At 46.7% G+C, this 17,379-nt stretch carries 13 protein-coding genes and 1 pseudogene; 2 read left to right on the forward strand and 12 right to left on the reverse strand.

What is annotated here, in order from left to right; translation table 11 throughout:
• Positions 1 to 9 precede the first annotated feature (9 nt).
• The 7 genes and pseudogenes from HWI92_RS21250 to HWI92_RS21280 form a co-directional block, all read right to left on the reverse strand.
• The gene (locus tag HWI92_RS21250; RefSeq protein ID WP_204659025.1) at positions 10 to 588 is read right to left on the reverse strand and encodes an ABC transporter permease; all 579 of its coding nucleotides are present in this window, start codon (positions 586 to 588) and stop codon (positions 10 to 12) included.
• Complete coding sequence (locus tag HWI92_RS21255; RefSeq protein ID WP_204659027.1) at positions 589 to 2,385, reverse strand: ABC transporter permease; 1,797 nt, start codon at positions 2,383 to 2,385, stop codon at positions 589 to 591.
• Positions 2,386 to 2,629: 244 nt separating this feature from the next.
• Positions 2,630 to 3,010: a hypothetical protein gene (locus tag HWI92_RS21260; RefSeq protein WP_204659030.1), complete on the reverse strand. Its 381-nt coding sequence runs from the start codon at positions 3,008 to 3,010 to the stop codon at positions 2,630 to 2,632.
• Positions 3,011 to 3,111: 101 nt separating this feature from the next.
• Positions 3,112 to 4,028: pseudogene (locus tag HWI92_RS21265) on the reverse strand (cation diffusion facilitator family transporter).
• A gap of 356 nt (positions 4,029 to 4,384) precedes the next feature.
• Positions 4,385 to 5,242: a YsnF/AvaK domain-containing protein gene (locus tag HWI92_RS21270; RefSeq protein WP_204659032.1), complete on the reverse strand. Its 858-nt coding sequence runs from the start codon at positions 5,240 to 5,242 to the stop codon at positions 4,385 to 4,387.
• Positions 5,243 to 5,288: 46 nt separating this feature from the next.
• Complete coding sequence (locus HWI92_RS21275; protein ID WP_204659034.1) at positions 5,289 to 5,711, reverse strand: YsnF/AvaK domain-containing protein; 423 nt, start codon at positions 5,709 to 5,711, stop codon at positions 5,289 to 5,291.
• A 230-nt stretch (positions 5,712 to 5,941) separates the two neighbouring features.
• Positions 5,942 to 7,051, reverse strand: coding sequence for a fatty acid desaturase family protein (locus HWI92_RS21280; RefSeq protein WP_204659036.1), 1,110 nt, complete (start codon positions 7,049 to 7,051; stop codon positions 5,942 to 5,944).
• A gap of 192 nt (positions 7,052 to 7,243) precedes the next feature.
• Between HWI92_RS21280 and HWI92_RS21285 the strand changes: the two genes are divergently transcribed.
• Positions 7,244 to 7,765, forward strand: a complete 522-nt coding sequence (locus HWI92_RS21285) for a hypothetical protein (protein ID WP_204659038.1) — start codon at positions 7,244 to 7,246, stop codon at positions 7,763 to 7,765.
• 431 nt (positions 7,766 to 8,196) lie between these two features.
• Here HWI92_RS21285 and HWI92_RS21290 read toward each other — a convergent pair whose 3' ends face one another.
• The 5 genes from HWI92_RS21290 to HWI92_RS21310 all read right to left on the reverse strand — a co-directional run bounded on the left by HWI92_RS21290 (position 8,197) and on the right by HWI92_RS21310 (position 16,001).
• The gene (locus tag HWI92_RS21290) at positions 8,197 to 8,610 is read right to left on the reverse strand and encodes a T9SS type A sorting domain-containing protein (RefSeq protein ID WP_204659040.1); all 414 of its coding nucleotides are present in this window, start codon (positions 8,608 to 8,610) and stop codon (positions 8,197 to 8,199) included.
• Positions 8,607 to 13,088, reverse strand: a complete 4,482-nt coding sequence (locus tag HWI92_RS21295) for a M4 family metallopeptidase (protein WP_204659042.1) — start codon at positions 13,086 to 13,088, stop codon at positions 8,607 to 8,609. The genes HWI92_RS21290 and HWI92_RS21295 overlap by 4 nt, the downstream gene beginning before the upstream one ends.
• Positions 13,089 to 13,263: 175 nt before the next feature.
• Positions 13,264 to 14,262, reverse strand: a complete 999-nt coding sequence (locus HWI92_RS21300) for a T9SS type A sorting domain-containing protein (RefSeq protein ID WP_204659044.1) — start codon at positions 14,260 to 14,262, stop codon at positions 13,264 to 13,266.
• A gap of 335 nt (positions 14,263 to 14,597) precedes the next feature.
• Entirely contained in the window at positions 14,598 to 15,551 is a 954-nt protein-coding gene (locus tag HWI92_RS21305; RefSeq protein ID WP_204659046.1) for a phage tail-like protein, read from the reverse strand.
• Positions 15,552 to 15,797: 246 nt separating this feature from the next.
• Positions 15,798 to 16,001, reverse strand: coding sequence for a hypothetical protein (locus HWI92_RS21310; protein WP_204659048.1), 204 nt, complete (start codon positions 15,999 to 16,001; stop codon positions 15,798 to 15,800).
• 85 nt (positions 16,002 to 16,086) lie between these two features.
• Here HWI92_RS21310 and HWI92_RS21315 point away from each other — a divergent pair, with 85 nt between their 5' ends.
• Positions 16,087 to 17,370 carry an amidohydrolase/deacetylase family metallohydrolase gene (locus HWI92_RS21315; protein ID WP_204659050.1) on the forward strand — a complete coding sequence of 428 codons (1,284 nt, stop codon included), beginning with the start codon at positions 16,087 to 16,089 and terminating at the stop codon, positions 17,368 to 17,370.
• Positions 17,371 to 17,379: the final 9 nt, after the last annotated feature.

Raw genomic sequence — 17,379 nt, forward strand, 5'->3', positions numbered from 1 at the left:
CAGTCTCTTTTACTCAGACCTGAGCGTGTCAGCGGGATTTCTCATGGCAGTACGGTAAGTCTGAATGCCGATAGCCGAAAGGCCTGTCAGCAGCAGGCTTGTCAGGCATCGCAGAAAAACACCAGGCCCGAGGGAAACATGGTAGGTAAACAGGTTGAGGAAAAGTCCTCCCAGGAAGTAGCCGAGCGGCAGAGCAATAACGGAGGCGATCAGGATCATTTTGACAAACCCGGCACTGAGCAGTACAATGATCTGCGCGGCACTGGCACCCAATACTTTACGGATACCCACTTCACTGATCCTTTGTTCAGTCGTATAGGTGACCATGCCTAGCAAGCCCATTCCGGCAATCAGGAAAACAATGAATACGATCACGCCGGTAAAGCGCTGGTCACCATCTTCGGCATAATCCTCGTACAGTTGCGCCTCATACCAGGAGTACACAAATGATTCCCGCGGATGCAGTCGCTTCCATATTCCGGCCAGTGATGCTTCTATGTGTGCCTTTTCTGCATTTTCATCGACTTTCACCGATAGTACCTTTATTTCGGCCGGATCGTACGCCAGTACCAGCGGGGCAACCGGCAACTAGTAACGCATAAAACAGAAGTTTCTGACTACGCCTGAAACGTGTACATTCTGCTCGTTGAGCCTGATCATTTGTCCAATGGATTCTTTCGGATTGTCAAACCCGAGTACCCTGGCAGCCCGCTCATTGATCACAACAAATCGCCCGGACGTATCTTCGAGGGTTTCAGGCAAATTTTCTCCGGCAACAAACTTTAACCGCATATTGTCGATAAAACGACCATCCGCCGCATAGATGTAGGTATCCTGGGGAGTCATTTGCTGCCCTTTCGGGCCTATGTTACTGATTTTGGCTTTTCCTGATCCTTCATTGAGGGTTGCCGACGCACGTCCTACTTTTTCAACACCGGCCACCTTTGAGATTTCGGCAGCCAGCACTTCGACATGGCCGGGAGTTACCGGGATATTGAGAATACCTTTCCTGTTAAAATTCTCATTATCCGTTGCCATGTAATCAAACTGGCTGTTGGAGATGCCGGTGAATGTCATAAATATCAGGGCTACCGCAAACTGGACAACAATCAGCGATTTCCGGAAGCTGACTCTTCCAAGCGCCGCCGGCCCCAGCTTTCCTTTGATAACCTGTGCGGGCTCATAGGAAGCCAAAATCCGGGCTGGTAAAATCCCCGCCAGCACGCCCGTAAGGATGGTAAAGACCACAAACATCAACCACAGGACTCCCGTTTGCTGAACCTGATAGTTGAGCCAGCCGACATGCACATAGGATTGGAAAAACAGCAACCCGAGGTAACCCACACTCAAAGCGCCAAAGGCAATTACAATCGTTTCGGTGATAAACTGAAAGATCAGCTGCCCGCGTCTGGCACCGGCCACTTTGCGCACACCCACTTCCCGGCCACGGCTGAGCGATCTTGTCAGTGTGAGGTTGACGTAGTTGAATCCCGCCAGCAGGATCACGATGAATGGTACGAGCAGGCTTACACCAATTTTCCACCAGGGCTCCACATACGGGTTATTGAGTAGCCCCTGCGAATCCAGGGGAATGTCTTTCAGGTACTGGCTTCTGTAAGCATGTTTTTTCAAATCTTTGAAAACAACCTGCCTGTTATTCTGTCCGGCAATTTTATCAAGTGCGGCATCCAGCGCGGCCTGATTGCCGCCTTTTGTCAGAAGAACGAACGTGTATGTATTGTAATCCTGCCAGTTATCTTCTGCTACGTTTGGATTGAGCTCCCGGAAGCTGGCCATCGAAATGACCATGTCTGATTTCAGGTGGGTCGTGAAGGGTTTGATGGAGGCAAAAACCCCTGAAACCGTGAAAATGCCCCGGTCCGGGCTGGTGAGTGTTTTACCGACAGGATCTGCTTTACCAAAAAACCGCTCTGCCATCTCTTTGGTGAGCACAACCGTGCGGGGTTCAATGCAGGGTTTTCCTTTTTCCAGTTTAAAACCGAATATTTCAAAGTAGCCCGGATCAACATACATGCCGTCGACATTCAGGGATTTGATCCCGTTATTCAGACTCCCATTGAAATTGCGGACGATTCTGACCGATTGCTCAATGATACTTTGCCCTGTACCCAGTTTTTCACTCAGGGGCATGGGTGAGGAAGCCAGTGAATAAATTTTGTCATCCTTTGCAGTCACATCCGTAATGATACGGAAGGTCCGATCCGGGTAGGGGTGAAAAGAATCTTTTTCAAAGCTGGTCTGTACCTGTATGAGCTGCAAAAAACAGAATGCCATGGCCAATCCCAGCCCGGCGATATGGATTACTGAAAACAGCTTGTGTTTCCATAAATTACGTATCGCGATTGTGAGGTAGCTACGAAGCATTTCATCAATGTATAGGTTTGGTATGTGAATTTGAAAAATAAACGTACCTGAAATACTTCTTCCTGTAAATCATAAGCTTATGGTAAAATTGGCATTTGCCGCATGTCCGTAATCGGGCACTTTGGACAAAGCATATGGGTTGTGTATTTTAAACAAAATCAGGCTTACTAAAAGACCGGGAGAAACATCTTTCCCGGTCTTTTAGTAAGCCTGATTTCTTTCTTTTTTTGTAAAAGATAAACTGTCAGTTAACCGACAAGTCTTGGCGCTCCGCAGTCACATGCTGACTCAGGTTTTCGAGGGATGCATGTTCACTCTGGCCCTTGCCCTCTTTCCGCGCTGCTTTCTTTTGGTTTTTAACTACCTTTTTGACCAGCTTCTTGGTCGTTTTTTTAACCGCTTTAGATGCTTTTGCTGATTGTACGCCTGCTTCAATCAATTTTGTCTCGACTGCCTTTGCCAGATCTGCCGCCAGTTCTTTTTGTACCTTTTTCATTGTTGTTTGTTGGTGAATGGAATTATCGGATCCAAATCTAACATAGCGGACTGCAATTCTAATATTAACATTTTTGTCCTGCCGGAATGCTGAAAAACGATGTAGTTCTTTTATAGGTGTAGTCTGCAAAGTAGCTCGTACATTTTGTTAAAGCTGGTTTTTCCGGGGCATTCGTGTATTTTACTTTGCAATCAGCATCCTCGAAGTACAGGTAAGTCCCTGCGGGTCAGCTATATCATCCACTTTCTTTCTGTGGTAAAAGAAATCGTCAGCCACATTTCGTACTCACCTTTGATGCGGTCATACAATATTTGCCGGATGCCATCCAGTTCGGCAACACTCATGGCGGACATACTTTTGGGTAGAAGAAAGTCAATCTCCACCGTATAGCTATTTCCCGTCTTCGCAACCCTTACCAGGTGATCCACAAACCCGTGAACGATCCGGATCTGCTCGGATTCATCATGAATCTTGTCTTCCACCTCGTCATCCGGCGCAAACTGAAGCAGCTCGCGGATGTTTTTCCAGAAAGTGGTAGCCGGGATGCGAAGAAAAACAAGGGAGATGATCAGGACCATGGCCGGATCCAGGTAGGGAATCAGGAAAGCTGCCGGACCTGCCTTCAGGAAATATCCTAGTGAAAGTACGGCCAGCACGCCCAAACTCAGGGAAGCATCCAGCTGCCACTCCGTAGACTCAATCCGGAGGTACTCTGAGCCAAGTTCTGCGGCTTTATTCCTGAAAAAAAGCCACAATCCAAAACAAACAACAATGGACGAGATCAGATAGGGTAGTGCGATTGCCAGTTCAACCGTTTTACCGCCATTAATATGTCGATGACGGAGGTAGCCAGTGAATAAAGACACAAAAAAATGATAACCGACGACTGCAGGGAGATCGCAAATGGCTGGAACTGCGAGCGCCCAAACGGAAGATTGTCATCGTCAGGTTTGCGGATGAAGTTATTGACGAAAAGCGAAACACCGGAAAGTGTCAGGCCAACCATAGAAAAAAGCGCATCGAAAATAATGGATTTGGAGTCTCCCGCAATGCCGACGCCTATGGCCCAAAGCGTGAGGACAGAGCCGATTGCAATGGAAACTTTAATCAGCTTTCGTTCTTGTAATCTTCGTTGCCGGGGGTTCATTTACATCGTTTTTAATCAACAAACAGATGGCAGGCAAAATTGTAACAAAAATGCGTTTTTTAATGCCACAGCGTGGTTTTTTGCTATGCAAATACAGCAGCAGTTTCAAAAATGATTGCTGCTGGAGGGTTCAGCTTTGCGGCAGCATTCAAATGTACTTCGTCCGTACGATGTCAGGAGCTATGGAGTATTATCAAAATGTAAATTCCGGAAGTTTGTGATGGTGGAGCGTACTGTTTATATTTTTAGCCAGGCAGCCCAACATCTGTAAATTGCTTCGTCTTTCTATAAAAATAAAGACTCCTGCCTGGTAGCAGAAGTCTTAATACTTTACTGTTTTTGACTTTCTGATTCTGTCAGAGATCCAAACGCGATCTCCGCAGCCTTTCTTCGTCGGTCAGATTTTCCACATCCACTTCAGTATTCCGGAGTGTCTCATGAATGACCTCTTCCCGCTCTTCCACTGTTTTGCTCAGGCTGATTTCCTCTACCACACGCGCTTCCTTATCAACCACCGGAACCTCGGCATATTCTCTCATTTCAATCGTTCCTTCCTGGAAGGTACCAAAGTCAGACTCACTGGCCACACGGTCAACCGGCGTTCTGTTGACAGTTACCTGCTCCTGACGCAAGCGGATACTTTCCTGAACGGGACGTTCCACAATACGGCTCCTCAACCGTACTCCACCGGTTTCTATTTCTCTTTTACCAACCTGCAGTTCCTCTTCGATGACAGGCAGTGATGCGCTTTCTTCACCGGTAACTTCCGGGATTACCGGCAGGTCTGTCAGTGACTGGCTTGTTGTTGTTACATCAGTATATGGCTGACTGGCGGAAGGCAAGTCGGCAACACCGTGGCTTGAAGATCCCAATCCATCATTTTGATTCAGGTCTATGGCACCATACTGATCCAGAATTTGTGCGGCATTTTCAGCCTCATAGGCAGTCGCTGCATGTACCGTTACAATGGTACCCCTTCTTCCGGCAGTCGTGTAGCGATTTGCCTCTTCTTCATCCGAATCAAACAGGTCTCTGAAAAAATTACCGATACGATCTACCACGTCGTGGTCCTCGTCCGTAGTTGTGGCGTCAGACTTATAAGATGCTGTTTTGATATCTACATGGCTATCACTGAAACCACTAGCCAGCAAAAAATCCCTTGCTTGCTGTGCTTCCCTTTCATATTCAAAAATTCCAACAACTGTGTTTGACATGACTTTCCTGTTTTATGGTTTTACTGTTAAGTTGACGCGCAGGTTGTTAAATATCCGTGCCCGGATTTTCCCGGGATACATTGATGATTTCTTTTTTCAGGGTTTGAGAAAATGTTTTTTCCTCCTGTGTTTCTCTTTTTGTAATGTGCAGCTCTTCTACCAGCATCAGCTTTTTTTCTACTACCAGCACTTCCTTGACCACCGATATAATAGTTACATTCCCTTCCTGCCGGATGGGCTCAGGTGCGTATTCCACATATTGATTAATTTCCCTCCGTTCTACAAGTACTTCCTCGCTGGAAATCAAGCCATTTACAGAAACTTCTTCTTCAACAACTTCTTTGGTAATGGTCACCTTGCCGGTTTCAACCAATTGGCTGCCGACAACAAGCTTTTCTTCAATAACAGGAAGTTTAAGGCTTTCAGAAGCGGGAAAGCTCCCGGTATCATGGTCTTGCCCGGCTATCATAAGTTGTGGTAGTTTAAATGTATGCACCAGGTGAGCTAAAACTGTGCCATTTTCATTTACGGCATGGTTTCAGAGTTTTAATATTCAAAACATTCCGGGCTTTGAAGCGCACAACTCATGGTTGTTGCACATGAGTTTCCCATGCAGGCATTGTACAACCCTGCGGGTAGCAGCAATGCGCAGGAGACAACCTGCTGATCTGTTAATAAAAGGAGATTGTAATTTAGAAGCTATACGATAGCGTCATTGAGGCTGGGCATGCCGAAGCGCTTAAGGCTCCTGATGTGGGAGTGCAGCGCGTCAAGAAATGACTCATTTTCCAGATAATGCAATCCGAACTCCCTGGCGGTTTCTTTAACAATGGGAGCTATCTGGGGATAGTGTACGTGGCAGATTTTAGGGAAAAGATGATGTTCAATCTGGAAGTTCAGCCCGCCGATGTACCAGCTCAGCCACTTGTTGCGGGGAGAAAAGTTGACGGTGGTTTCGAGCTGATGAATTGCCCAGTCTTTTTCGATTACTCCGGCTTCATTGGGAAGCGGATGTTCCGTGCCTTCCACTGAATGCGCCAACTGGAATATGATGGTCAGTACCAGCCCAGCTGCAAAATGCATCAGTAAAAATCCAGCCAGTATATGGGTGAAATCCAAATCAAAAATGAAAACCGGAACTGCAAGAAAAAAGCCAAGGTACACGACCTTCATAACGATCAATCCGATCAGCATTCGCCTGTTTTCAGCTTTACTCTGCCGGTTTACCCCCGACTCAATGAACTGTCCGTATTGAATAAAATCCTTTAACAGCACCCAGTATAAGGTAAGTATGCCATAGAAAAAGAAGGCATACAGCCACTGAAAGCGGTTAAACAAGCCTGGCTTTCCGTGCGGCGAAAGCTTGACCACGCCCCTGTCCCGGATGTCTTCATCCAAATCGGCCACGTTTGTATAGGTGTGGTGCAAGATGTTATGCTGCAACTTCCAATTCATTACCCCAGCGCCGGCCAGGTTGATGGTATATCCCATCCATTTATTAATAACCGGATTCTGTGAAATCGCTCCATGATTCGCATCGTGCATCACGCTCATCCCGATCCCGGAAATGCCCACTCCCATCACAAGCCACAACAACATGCTGACCCAGAAAGAAGGCGCAGCAACCAGAATTACGATAAAAGGTAAAATGTAAATTGAAAGTAGCACCACGGTTTTTATCACCATGGTTTTATTGGCATACCTGGAAGTATTGTTTTCAACAAAATATTGATCTACCCTCTTTTTCAATGTTGGGAAAAACTGGCTCTTTACGGGTGCAGCGAATTTGATCTTTTCTGTATTGCTCATACTTCTCTGGTTAAATTATGGTGAATGACCAGATGAGAAAACAAAGTTTTACCCGCGTATTTTCAGAAAGTCCCTCAAATCAGAACGTTAAGATCTGAATTTTATTTGACTCACAAACAAAGTAATCCGGTAAGTTCGACGGGCAATATGTCCCGCTTAACTGCTGATAACTGACTGTCAAATGTTTGTGGCATGAAAATAGCAGACTTGTCCGATTCTGAAACACTGTACATCATGCACATAGAGCCATTACAACATGCCGCTTTCCTCAAAAATGAATCTGAATCCGTGCCAATAGACAGACAAGCCGATTTGTCGGCTTTTATCAAGGCTTTCCTGCAAAAGCCTGCTATGAAACAGCGTTTTCAAAAGCTGCTGGAGTCGGAGCCTGCCTTGTTGCAGGGTCATCATTACTGGCGAACAACCTCTGAAAACGGAATTGATTTTGCTTCTTCTTTGGAGGTGCCGCATAGCATACTTGCCTTTTCACGAATATACAATGGCAAGGAATTGCTGTGTGCAATAAATCTTCATCATGAGGACCGGTGTGCTGTATACGTTACAGTGGATAATGCGCTGCATGCGTCCGGTTCCCGGATGTTCTGCCTGTATGCCTCTGACAGTAATAGTCCGGCAGAGCTGAATGTAGAGGACCGGAATGGGAAAGCTATCCGCATCACGGTTTCACCGGGCGAACTGGTTATTTACAGCTAGCATTGGGGACAAACAGAATGCAATGTTGATTGAAAAAATCCTTGTATGCAGCGAAAAAAACCTGAGCCAGCTCTTGCGGGCCGACTCAGGTGAACAATCCGATTCTTTAAATCTGGTCTGGAATCAGCTCTCTTTCGTAGAAAGCCAGCATTTTATGTTCACTGTCACCAATCTCTTCACAGTAGTAAATTCGCTTCAAGTAGTTCAGTATTACCAATTTCCTTTTCGGGTTGGTCAGCAACGAAACGTTGGAGCCAATAAGATATTTGTTTTCCATCATGTAAGGTAGTAAGATCAAAGCACTATAACTATCTCATAATCAATAATTTCATATTGTGAGTATTACGTAGCATCTTCATACCGTCCGCTGCATGGATTATCTTCTTTCACCGGGGATGTATCTGAGCTGCTTGACGCACACCGTCGGCTTCCTAGCGCTCAACGACAAGCTTTTGCGTACAGGTCAGCCGGCCCTTGTTAACGATAACAATGTAAATTCCGGGTTCCAGTCCCGAAACATCCAGCTTCTCTCCATGCCAGGACTTTCTGATTACTGCTGCCCCGTGCTGATTGATCACGCTCATGTAACATCCCGCCTGACCAGAGAATTGTAAAGCATTCGGAATTCTCACAGATACCTGCTCCGATGCAGGATTGGGCGAGAGTACCAGACCGTTTGTTATGGTTGACGGGTTGTTCAATTTGTAAGTCAGTCCCGACAATTTGCCTGGATAATGCGCGTCTTTACCAGTGACTGTCTGAGCATATGCCTCCGGCAAACTCACGAACATACCCAGGAGAAGCGCAATTTTCACGTAATCCGGAATTTTATAATGCTTGCTCATTTTGAAAGCTTTTTAAGATTGTAATGAAAAGGTATATCTACCGAGAAGCCCTCGGTAAGTCCGCCGAATGCGCCACTTCCGGTCAGGGTATCAATTAATTGCGGCTGGTTACTGGATTGCAGGGCAGGAGCTCCGTCAAAGGATTTTACTTCAACCGACCATGTGGGAGAACCATCGCTCAATTTTGGATCTTTCTGCAGTACATCGGTTATTTCTATGTGGATGTTGTACCAGCCATCCATGGGAATCAGTGTTCCATCATTGGGAAACTGGGCTAAGGGCTGGTAAAGAACTCCGACACCCGCGGATTGCAGTCCGTGGTGATCGAGACTGATGCTTCCATCAGGCTGCGTGACAGTTACGGAGTATTTGAATGAATTGAGTGGGGCACCTCCTGCGTCGTGCGTACGTGCATTGATCCCAAGCAATGGAATAAACGGTGGATCCTGACTACGGAATGCAGCGGAACTCGCCGGGGCAGAACAGCCATAGGAGGAGAGCGGCGTGAGTTTCCATTGGTAATCCGTGCTGAATTCAAGATTTTCGACCTTGAAAGTGCTGCCACTAACCATTTGCGGCTGTACAATGGTTTCAAGACCTCTGTTCAGCGTAAATTCATGATTTACCTTATTGCCGGGATTGTTCCAGGTAAAAGTAATGCTGTTATTCTGCGAAAAAGGTACTGTTGCATTATCGGGGTTAAGGCCGGTAACACTGGGTGGATTTATCTTGTAGTCGCTGCTGGCTTCCGGGCCAAATACCCAATCCCCTTTGTAGTTTTTTACACCTGCACTTACCTTCCGGATATAAACACCCGGAAAGTTCCTCACATTTGGGATCTGCGTCGTCTTGGTATCTCCCACGATCACACCGGTAATGTTCAGGTTGTCAGCCGTATTGATGATCCCAAACTGATAGGCCGCGGCTCCGGGTACGGCGTCCCAGGTCATCTGGAGTGTGCCTCCCGCATCAATACACCCCATTGCAGGAAGATTTGGCTTCGCAATTTTGCTTTTATCCACTTTGAAATGAAACCTGGGAGGTATAGCGCCCATTTCATCCTGCGTGATAAAGGGAGGTGCCGCATAATGCATTGGCGCGAAGGTCCATGCATACACATGTTGATCATCCAATAGTTTCAGATTTTGAATTAACAGGTCTGATACGGGGGCTTTCCTGGTCTGATCTGTTTCAGAAGGATTTTCCTGGTCGCCATCATAGTAAAATTTGTAATAGTAATGATCCGCACGGGTGTTGCTGGTGGCCGACAAGGAAACCGGACCCATCATCGAAAGATGTTCACCATCTGCGGGCGATTTCAGCTCGATCTTGGGCAGATCCGTTTTGAAATTCACCGCATCGCTCCACACTCCGTAAACAAGCGGAAAATTTTTCTTTTCAGTATCGGTAAATGGATAAGTCATGTAATTCGGAAGTACATGCACCTCCCACTCGGAACCAAGCCGGTGCCACGGCACAACGCTCCATTTGTAATCACGCGATTTCGCAAGCGCCAGCACAGTATCGACTTTTACATTGGGTTGGTTTTCGTCATAGAATGCGTGTACAGTCAGTGTTTGTGACGGAACTGCTCCGCTCTTATCAAGTACATCCATGTTGTAACCCTCTGCGCCTTTTACACTTTTCCAGCTTAAGGGGCTCACCCATGCGGGGATCTCTGCGCCTGTTTGCGGATTCAGGTTGGTTATTGCTTCTACTTCGTGTGTTACAAAATCATAGATCGGCGTCCACTTTGTTTTTCCATTTAACGACTCGCAAAAAACAGGATCTTCCGTGGCAGCGCAGCCTCCTTTTCTGGGATCGCCACTGAGGCTTAACCTTGAACGCACGTAGTAGGTCTGTCCGGGTTCGAGGGCGACATAGCCGTAAGTCATGGAGGTTGCAAGGTCCGGAGAGGCGCTGCTGATAAAACGATGCACGGGTGCAATGTTTTCATCAAATTCCAGACTTTTACTTACCTCAAATAAACGTTCGCTTTCATACAGCGGGTACTCTACTTCTACTCCAACCTTCGCTGTCCATGGATAAATAGTAGCTCCATCTTCGGGATAATGCTTTAAGGTAGAGGCAAAGTCCGGCAATCCAAGTACCGCAGCCCAGGCATCGTAAAATGCGATATGTTCTTTTGTTTTCTTGTCAACAAAGTACTGGGGATCCATGTCATGCAGCACCTTCATGGTCATTGCCCGGAATTCTTCAATGGTAGAATTAGCCGGAATCTGCCTGTACGATTCCCACAATACTTTTAGTACCAAATCTTTATTGAGCCGATGTACAGTGTAAGTTTTGCTGTCAGGCTCATCATTGGTATATCCGTTTTCTGCACCATGTGTCAGCAGGTAATAAAACAGGTTGATAATTCCCGAATTAATTTCCGGCTTGTCTTCATTCCAGTTTGTTCCGTGGTACACGGCAGGCTGTCCATACGCTTTCGGATTGGAAAAGTCCTTTGCATAAAGCAGGTCGGACATATCCTCGTACAATGTCCAGATGTCATCCGCATTTGCATTTTGCTGCGCTTTCTCGTAATCTTTCTTGATTTCCAGGGCAAAAATTTGTGCAAGGCTGGTAGTGATTGTCTTCCATTCTGGCAGCAGCGGTTTGGATGGATTCGGAAAGTCGTACTTGGTCAGAAAATCAATGCCGGAAAAGTAGATGCTGCTGATTTCATCCCGACAGCCATAGAGCTTTTTGACGGGATAATTATACGTAACTGAATTTCCTGAAGGTGTCGACGTGTAAGTTTGTATGAGGTAATTGAAATCACCAATTACATTGTTGATTCCGAACTTACCGCTGCCATCCATACCGGAAAAGTCGAACCGGTCTTTGAACCAGCCACGCGCAAGCTGGGAGAAAAGGTGTACGCTGACGCCCAGCCGGGAAACAACAGTATTATTGTTATCCGAATAAACAGAGTCCATATTCCAGTCTATCAGCGAGTTACCTTCTTTGGCGAAATACGTGTTGATTGCATTGGCATCCGCACATTCATTAAGCAGGGAAATCTTTGGTGCCTGGGGATCCGGCGAAAGCGTTCCATCCTGTGCATAGAACTTCAGTTTGCCATTAAAAACGGTTTCGGACTCTTTGAGCGCGCATGCCGTATTATAGGGCGTAATGCTGACATTCACAGCTTCCCAGGCAGTCTGCATCTGCATATACGCATGTGACTCCGGAGGATAACCCAAGTCAATCAGTGCATCCAGTGTAGCTTTTCTAAGATCATGATAGGATGCATCGCTCTTTAACTTTTCTACAAATGCTTTAAAAAAAACCTGCAAGGCCAGCTTGTATGTTTCTTCTTTACTTTCGGGAATAAGTGGTTCAATGCTGTAGTGTCCGTTTCCGGGCTTATCATCCTTGTCCATTTCATTTTCCTCGATCACGGAGTAAAATGCCAGCTTTACAATATCGCCATTCGCATGAACGTCATAGTCGGCAGCCAGAGGATCTTTCTGGAAATACGTTCCATTCCATGCGCTGGGGTGGTTGCATGATTGCGGATCATTGAAAAGGCAATGTGCCATGCCTGGGCCTGTTATTTCCCAAAAAAATTCCCATTTCGGATTAGAGAACTGTGCTGACTCCATCCAGTTACTGAAGGAAAGCCCCATGATATCACCAAAAGCCTCTTCCATCTCATCTTTCGCAGCGGATACATTCATAGGCGAAAAACTGGTGGAGTGCTCGATAATGCCGTGGGCTATTTCATGACCAATCGTGGCCCTGTCAACATGCATGCTATTAGAAGTAATGCTCCTGCACAGTATGACTTGCGAGTTTTTGTAAAATGTGGCATCTTGTTTACTGGCATCTACGACAACAGTAATTGGAACGATACCGAGCTTATCAAATCCATCCCATCCATTTCCATTGCCATCCTTAAACAAGGTATGTGTGAACCGGGTGAAGTTCTGGGCTGCTTCGAGGGCACTTAAACCATATTCATCAACAATAGGCATGGTAACATTCTGAGCATTGCTGTTCAACGTCGGCATTGTATTGAATGGACCCGTGTAATTGTCCTGACTGTAATTCTGCGGGATTATTGAAGAATAGGGATACAGAACGCCGAATTGAACTCCGACGACCTGAACAGGTGCATACAATCCAAGGATAGGATCTTTCGGAGAGTATAATGCAATCGCAGTTGTATAGTTTCCATTAAATGGTTCCGGAAGCGGATGCTGGATGGTCCACTCATCATAAACATAGGGGAGGTATACCGTTGCGTAAACGTTCCGGTTTCCATGGTAAGTAGTAGGAGCACCGGTGATCAGGTACGTTTTGGGATTGTACAGCTGCCCAAGAACGCCGGGCTTCGGCGGAATGGTCGGATCAATAAATGTTTGTGGCTGATAATAAAACTGAGCCTGTGCTGATTTGATAGTGCTGATCAGCATACAAAAGATCAGCAACAACCCCAGAATCGTAGGTTTGTAACAATGCTTCATTCAATCTTAGTTTAACGGTTATTACTAAGACAAATGTTGGTTTCACTGCCGGATGTGTACAAAAGCGTTGAATTGCCGGTAGCAGAGTTATTCTCCGGTAAAGTTTTGTAGTAGTCCCAAAACAAAGAAGGCGAACAACTGTCCGCCTCTTTGCTATTTATATGTAACACACACTTTATCTTTTCAAAACCTTTTCTGCCTGTACTTCCCCATTCGTTTTGGTGGTTTTGATGATGTAAATGCCCTGGGGCAATGCACTGAAATCAAAGGCCCGCTCTTCGGTTTGTGTTGCTTTTGCATGACCCAGATCATACACTTTGCGTCCCATGGAATTAATTACTTCCAGACTTTTTACGTTACTCCAGTTTTCCGCTTTAACCAGCAGTACGTCTGCTACCGGATTGGGGTACACGTTGGATGAAATTTCATAATCAAACCGGAGCCGTGCAATCTGGCTATACGAAAATGTACCATCCAGATCTACCATTTTCAGGCGGTAAAGGTTCTCCCCGGCAGCAGGGTTGATATCTGCGTAAGTATAATTCTGAACTGTTTGGCTCTGCCCCGAGGCTATAACTTTCCCCAGTAATTGCCATGCTTTTCCATCCGTGCTGTGCTGCACTTCAAAGTGCTCGCTGTTTACTTCCGTGGCGGTGTTCCATGAAAGTACTGCTGTACGTTCCGATTTTTTAGCAGCAAATGCAATCAGCGAAACCGGGAATGTTGCATTGGAATTACCAGCCGTAATTTTTTCAATGTTCTGTAAAGCAAAAGCATGATTTACAATGTGATTGGCTGCATCCACGTTTCCCTGTACGGTAGTCACATAGCCATCCTGCGCATTGTAGTAGGCAATTTTCAGGTCAGTTTCTGTATTCCCGTTCAGCTCCGAAGGATCATAACGAATCCCCACCGTACCGGAAAATTGCATCGGAGTATCAAACTTGTAAACCCGCTTGATACTGCTGGTAGGCTGTCCCGGGATGGCTGTGCCGGAAGGTGTGATATCTACATCGCTCCAAGTTGTATTCAGTGCCGGCTGAAAAATCAGGCCCTGGATAGAAACGGTAGCAGTAGCCGGCATGTAGAACTGATCACCGGAGGTGAATTGGGCTTGGGCAGCGCTTGCACAAAGCAGGATGCCTAATGCTATTCTAAGTGTAGTAGTTTTCATAATGCTGGTATGTTCGATAGTGTGAAACTTGTTTTTCGTCAAAAATGCCCTGAGAAACACTCATCATCTTGCCGGTACCAGATGGCTTGACGAGTAATCTCACTCTGGCAATTAGAAGAAATGGATCATTACTTCTAAACGCGCTCAACCGGAAAGCTGCTCCTTCATGTTTTTCCATTACTCACCTACTGATATAACAGTGGATCTTTCGTGGGTGCGTGGTAGTTCTCATCTCAATTTCCTTCTCAACCGGCAGGCTGCTCACCTTCTTGTCTGACGCTGACTGCCAATAGAGCAGTTGTTCGTGCCGGGTGAGAGGAAATAGAAGTTTTATTTTAAAAACTACTAACAAATCTCCCGCTAAAAGAGCAGGGTAATAGATTAACGTATTCATCGACAATGTCATGGCTAAATACAAGATAGACTTGGTCGTCGAGAGTTAAAGGTAAATCAATAGACAACCCAATAGAATTGGCATCAAACACATTCCTAGAGGAAGCGATAGAAAGCTCTACTCCATTTCGAACACGGATTAGTGATATAAAACATCCATTATCTGGATCATGAGGTAAGGTTTGATTCCAATAGATGTTTGCATCAAAGTGATAAATACCGGTTTTAGGAACTACAAAAGTATTGGATGGTGTCCCCGCGGGACCAGTGAAGTTATTACCTATGTCATAAGACTCTAATGTAAAGGGTATCTTTGCAGCATCTATTGCCATTTTACCAGGATCATTATCAGATTTCTCCACCCTAAAAGCCACTCCTCCCTCCCAAGTCGCATTCCCTTTCGCATCACTCGTAAGCACCTTGCCTTTCCCCGGCGTTTGCCCGGGCCCGGCTATTTTTATCTTCCCTTCCGTACTCAGCGCGTAGCCCTGATTGCTATATGCATGAATAGTGGCAGAGGAGGTGTTTGCGCTGTAATTTTGGAGATCAAACATGGCATCTTCCGAGCCTGCCCGAACGTAAGGGATTTTTATATCTGAGACTCCCTTCCAGTCGGGTAATGCAGGAGTTCCATCGTTGTAGTAAAATCCTACTCCCCACTTTAATCCTGCATTGGTATTATAAATCATCAATCCATTAGCAGGATTTGGGATCGTGGTTGCATCAACCAGGCTTTGCAATGCTATCCTCGGTACCAACACCCCCTTATCCGTCGCCGCAATATCCAGCGCGGCGCTGGGGTCAGGGGTTTTGGTGTTGATACCTACACCCTGGGCGAAGAGGCTTGTGCAGGTACCTGCCGCCAGCAGCATAGCCAGGATGACGCTCTTTTTCATGCGTTGCATCCTGCGTCGGAGATGCAACATGGGTGTGTGACTGTGTTTCATGTTCGTCTGAGTTTTGTTGGCCTTGCGGCGGTTAATACAAACGAATATGAACATTGCAGTCCGCTTCCGCCTAATCCAATGATTCTGTGGCTGGAGTGATTGATTAGCCGGTATTTTCATGCGACTGGATGTGCCTGTTCCCGGTTGACAGTTACACTACTGTGCTGCCTTCTGCCGGTAAAATGATGTGCAGATTTACAGCTCCAATTCCTGCCGATCCATCCCGAAGCGCCGGGCAGAATCCTTTATAATTTCCAGCACTTCCCCATAGCTGAATAGCCGGCCCGCGATATAGTCCTTTTCCTCCGGATCCGCAAAAGCCATCTTGCCTTCCAGGTCGCGGATGTTTTCGTATAGGGAGATCACAATGTCCTGAAAAAATTCCTCAAACTTCATCATCAACGGTTTAAAATGTCACTTCCTTTTTACGGCCGCTTCTATTACTATTGTATAAGCGATCCGCTTTATCCTAAACACCTTAATAATGCTCCTTTTACTTGATCTGAAGAAAACTTCGCGTTTTCTTGTCCTGCTATGCCTGCTGCTTTTCAGCTTCTCCTTGACAAAAGCGCAGGAAATCGACCTGCTCCTCCGGGGCGGGCACGTGATTGATCCCAAAAATAACATCGACGCCATTATGGATGTGGCAGTCACCGGCGGTAAAATTGCCAGGGTAGCCGCCAATATTCCTGCAAGTTCCGCAAAGAAAACCGTGGATGTCAAAGGCTTGTACGTAGTACCCGGGCTCATTGACATGCATGCGCACGTTTTCTATGGTACGACACCCGATGCCTACATCGCCAATGCCCCTACAAGTGTGCAGCCGGACGCTTTCACTTTTCGTACGGGCGTCACGACGGTGGTGGATGCAGGCTCCTCAGGCTGGCGCAACTTTCGCACTTTCAAGGCACAAACGATCGACAAATCGCAGACACGCGTGCTTGCCTTCCTCAATATCGTGGGCACGGGTATGGCTAGCCGGTACGAGGAGCAGGACCTGACCGACATGAACCCGACCATGGTCGCCAACATGATCACCCGCCTTTTTCCCGATATCCTGGTGGGTATCAAATCGGCGCACTTCTGGGGCGACTACTCGCAGGTGCAAAAAGCGGTAGAGGCTGGCAAAATGGCCAATGTCCCTGTGATGGTCGACTTTGGGGAGCATAAGCCGCCTCTTTCGATAGAAAAGCTTTTCACCGAGTACCTGCGTCCGGGCGACATCTTCACGCATACCTATTCTTACGGACCTACCCAGCGCGAAACCGTTGTGGACGAAGCTGGTAAGGTGAAGCCCTTTGTGCTGGATGTTCAGAAAAAAGGATTGGTGTTTGATGTAGGTCATGGGGGAGGTGCTTTTGCGTGGCGACAGGCAGTACCCGCTATGAAGCAGGGTTTTAAGCCCAATGTGATCAGTACCGACCTCCATGCCGAAAGTATGAACGGCGCCATGAAAGGACTGGATAATGTCATTTCCAAATTCCTGAACATCGGCATGACCCTGCCCGACGCCATCCTGCGTGCCACCTGGAATCCGGCTCAGGTGATCCACCGGCCTGATCTGGGTTCGCTGTCCGTGGGCTCTGATGCAGATGTTGCCGTTTTCAACCTGCGTAAGGGTGATTTTGGATTTCTGGATACACGCAGGACGGTGCTGAAAGGCGATAAAAAGCTGGAAGCTGAATTAACAATTCGGGCAGGCAAAATTGTTTGGGACCTCAATGGGATCAGTGCCGGCGGGTGGGAGGCAGAGTTGCAGGGTAAGTAAGATGCACCT

Source organism: Dyadobacter sandarakinus (assembly GCF_016894445.1).
GTDB classification, from domain to species: domain Bacteria; phylum Bacteroidota; class Bacteroidia; order Cytophagales; family Spirosomataceae; genus Dyadobacter; species Dyadobacter sandarakinus.

Coding starts and splice junctions, on each gene's coding strand:
- HWI92_RS21255 (WP_204659027.1), bottom strand. CDS start 2,385: ATGCTTCGTAGCTACCTCACAATCGCGATACGTAATTTATGGAAACAC.
- HWI92_RS21270 (WP_204659032.1), bottom strand. CDS start 5,242: ATGTCAAACACAGTTGTTGGAATTTTTGAATATGAAAGGGAAGCACAG.
- HWI92_RS21275 (WP_204659034.1), bottom strand. CDS start 5,711: ATGATAGCCGGGCAAGACCATGATACCGGGAGCTTTCCCGCTTCTGAA.
- HWI92_RS21280 (WP_204659036.1), bottom strand. CDS start 7,051: ATGAGCAATACAGAAAAGATCAAATTCGCTGCACCCGTAAAGAGCCAG.
- HWI92_RS21285 (WP_204659038.1), top strand. CDS start 7,244: ATGAAAATAGCAGACTTGTCCGATTCTGAAACACTGTACATCATGCAC.
- HWI92_RS21290 (WP_204659040.1), bottom strand. CDS start 8,610: ATGAGCAAGCATTATAAAATTCCGGATTACGTGAAAATTGCGCTTCTC.
- HWI92_RS21295 (WP_204659042.1), bottom strand. CDS start 13,088: ATGAAGCATTGTTACAAACCTACGATTCTGGGGTTGTTGCTGATCTTT.
- HWI92_RS21300 (WP_204659044.1), bottom strand. CDS start 14,262: ATGAAAACTACTACACTTAGAATAGCATTAGGCATCCTGCTTTGTGCA.
- HWI92_RS21305 (WP_204659046.1), bottom strand. CDS start 15,551: ATGAAAAAGAGCGTCATCCTGGCTATGCTGCTGGCGGCAGGTACCTGC.
- HWI92_RS21310 (WP_204659048.1), bottom strand. CDS start 16,001: ATGATGAAGTTTGAGGAATTTTTTCAGGACATTGTGATCTCCCTATAC.
- HWI92_RS21315 (WP_204659050.1), top strand. CDS start 16,087: ATGCTCCTTTTACTTGATCTGAAGAAAACTTCGCGTTTTCTTGTCCTG.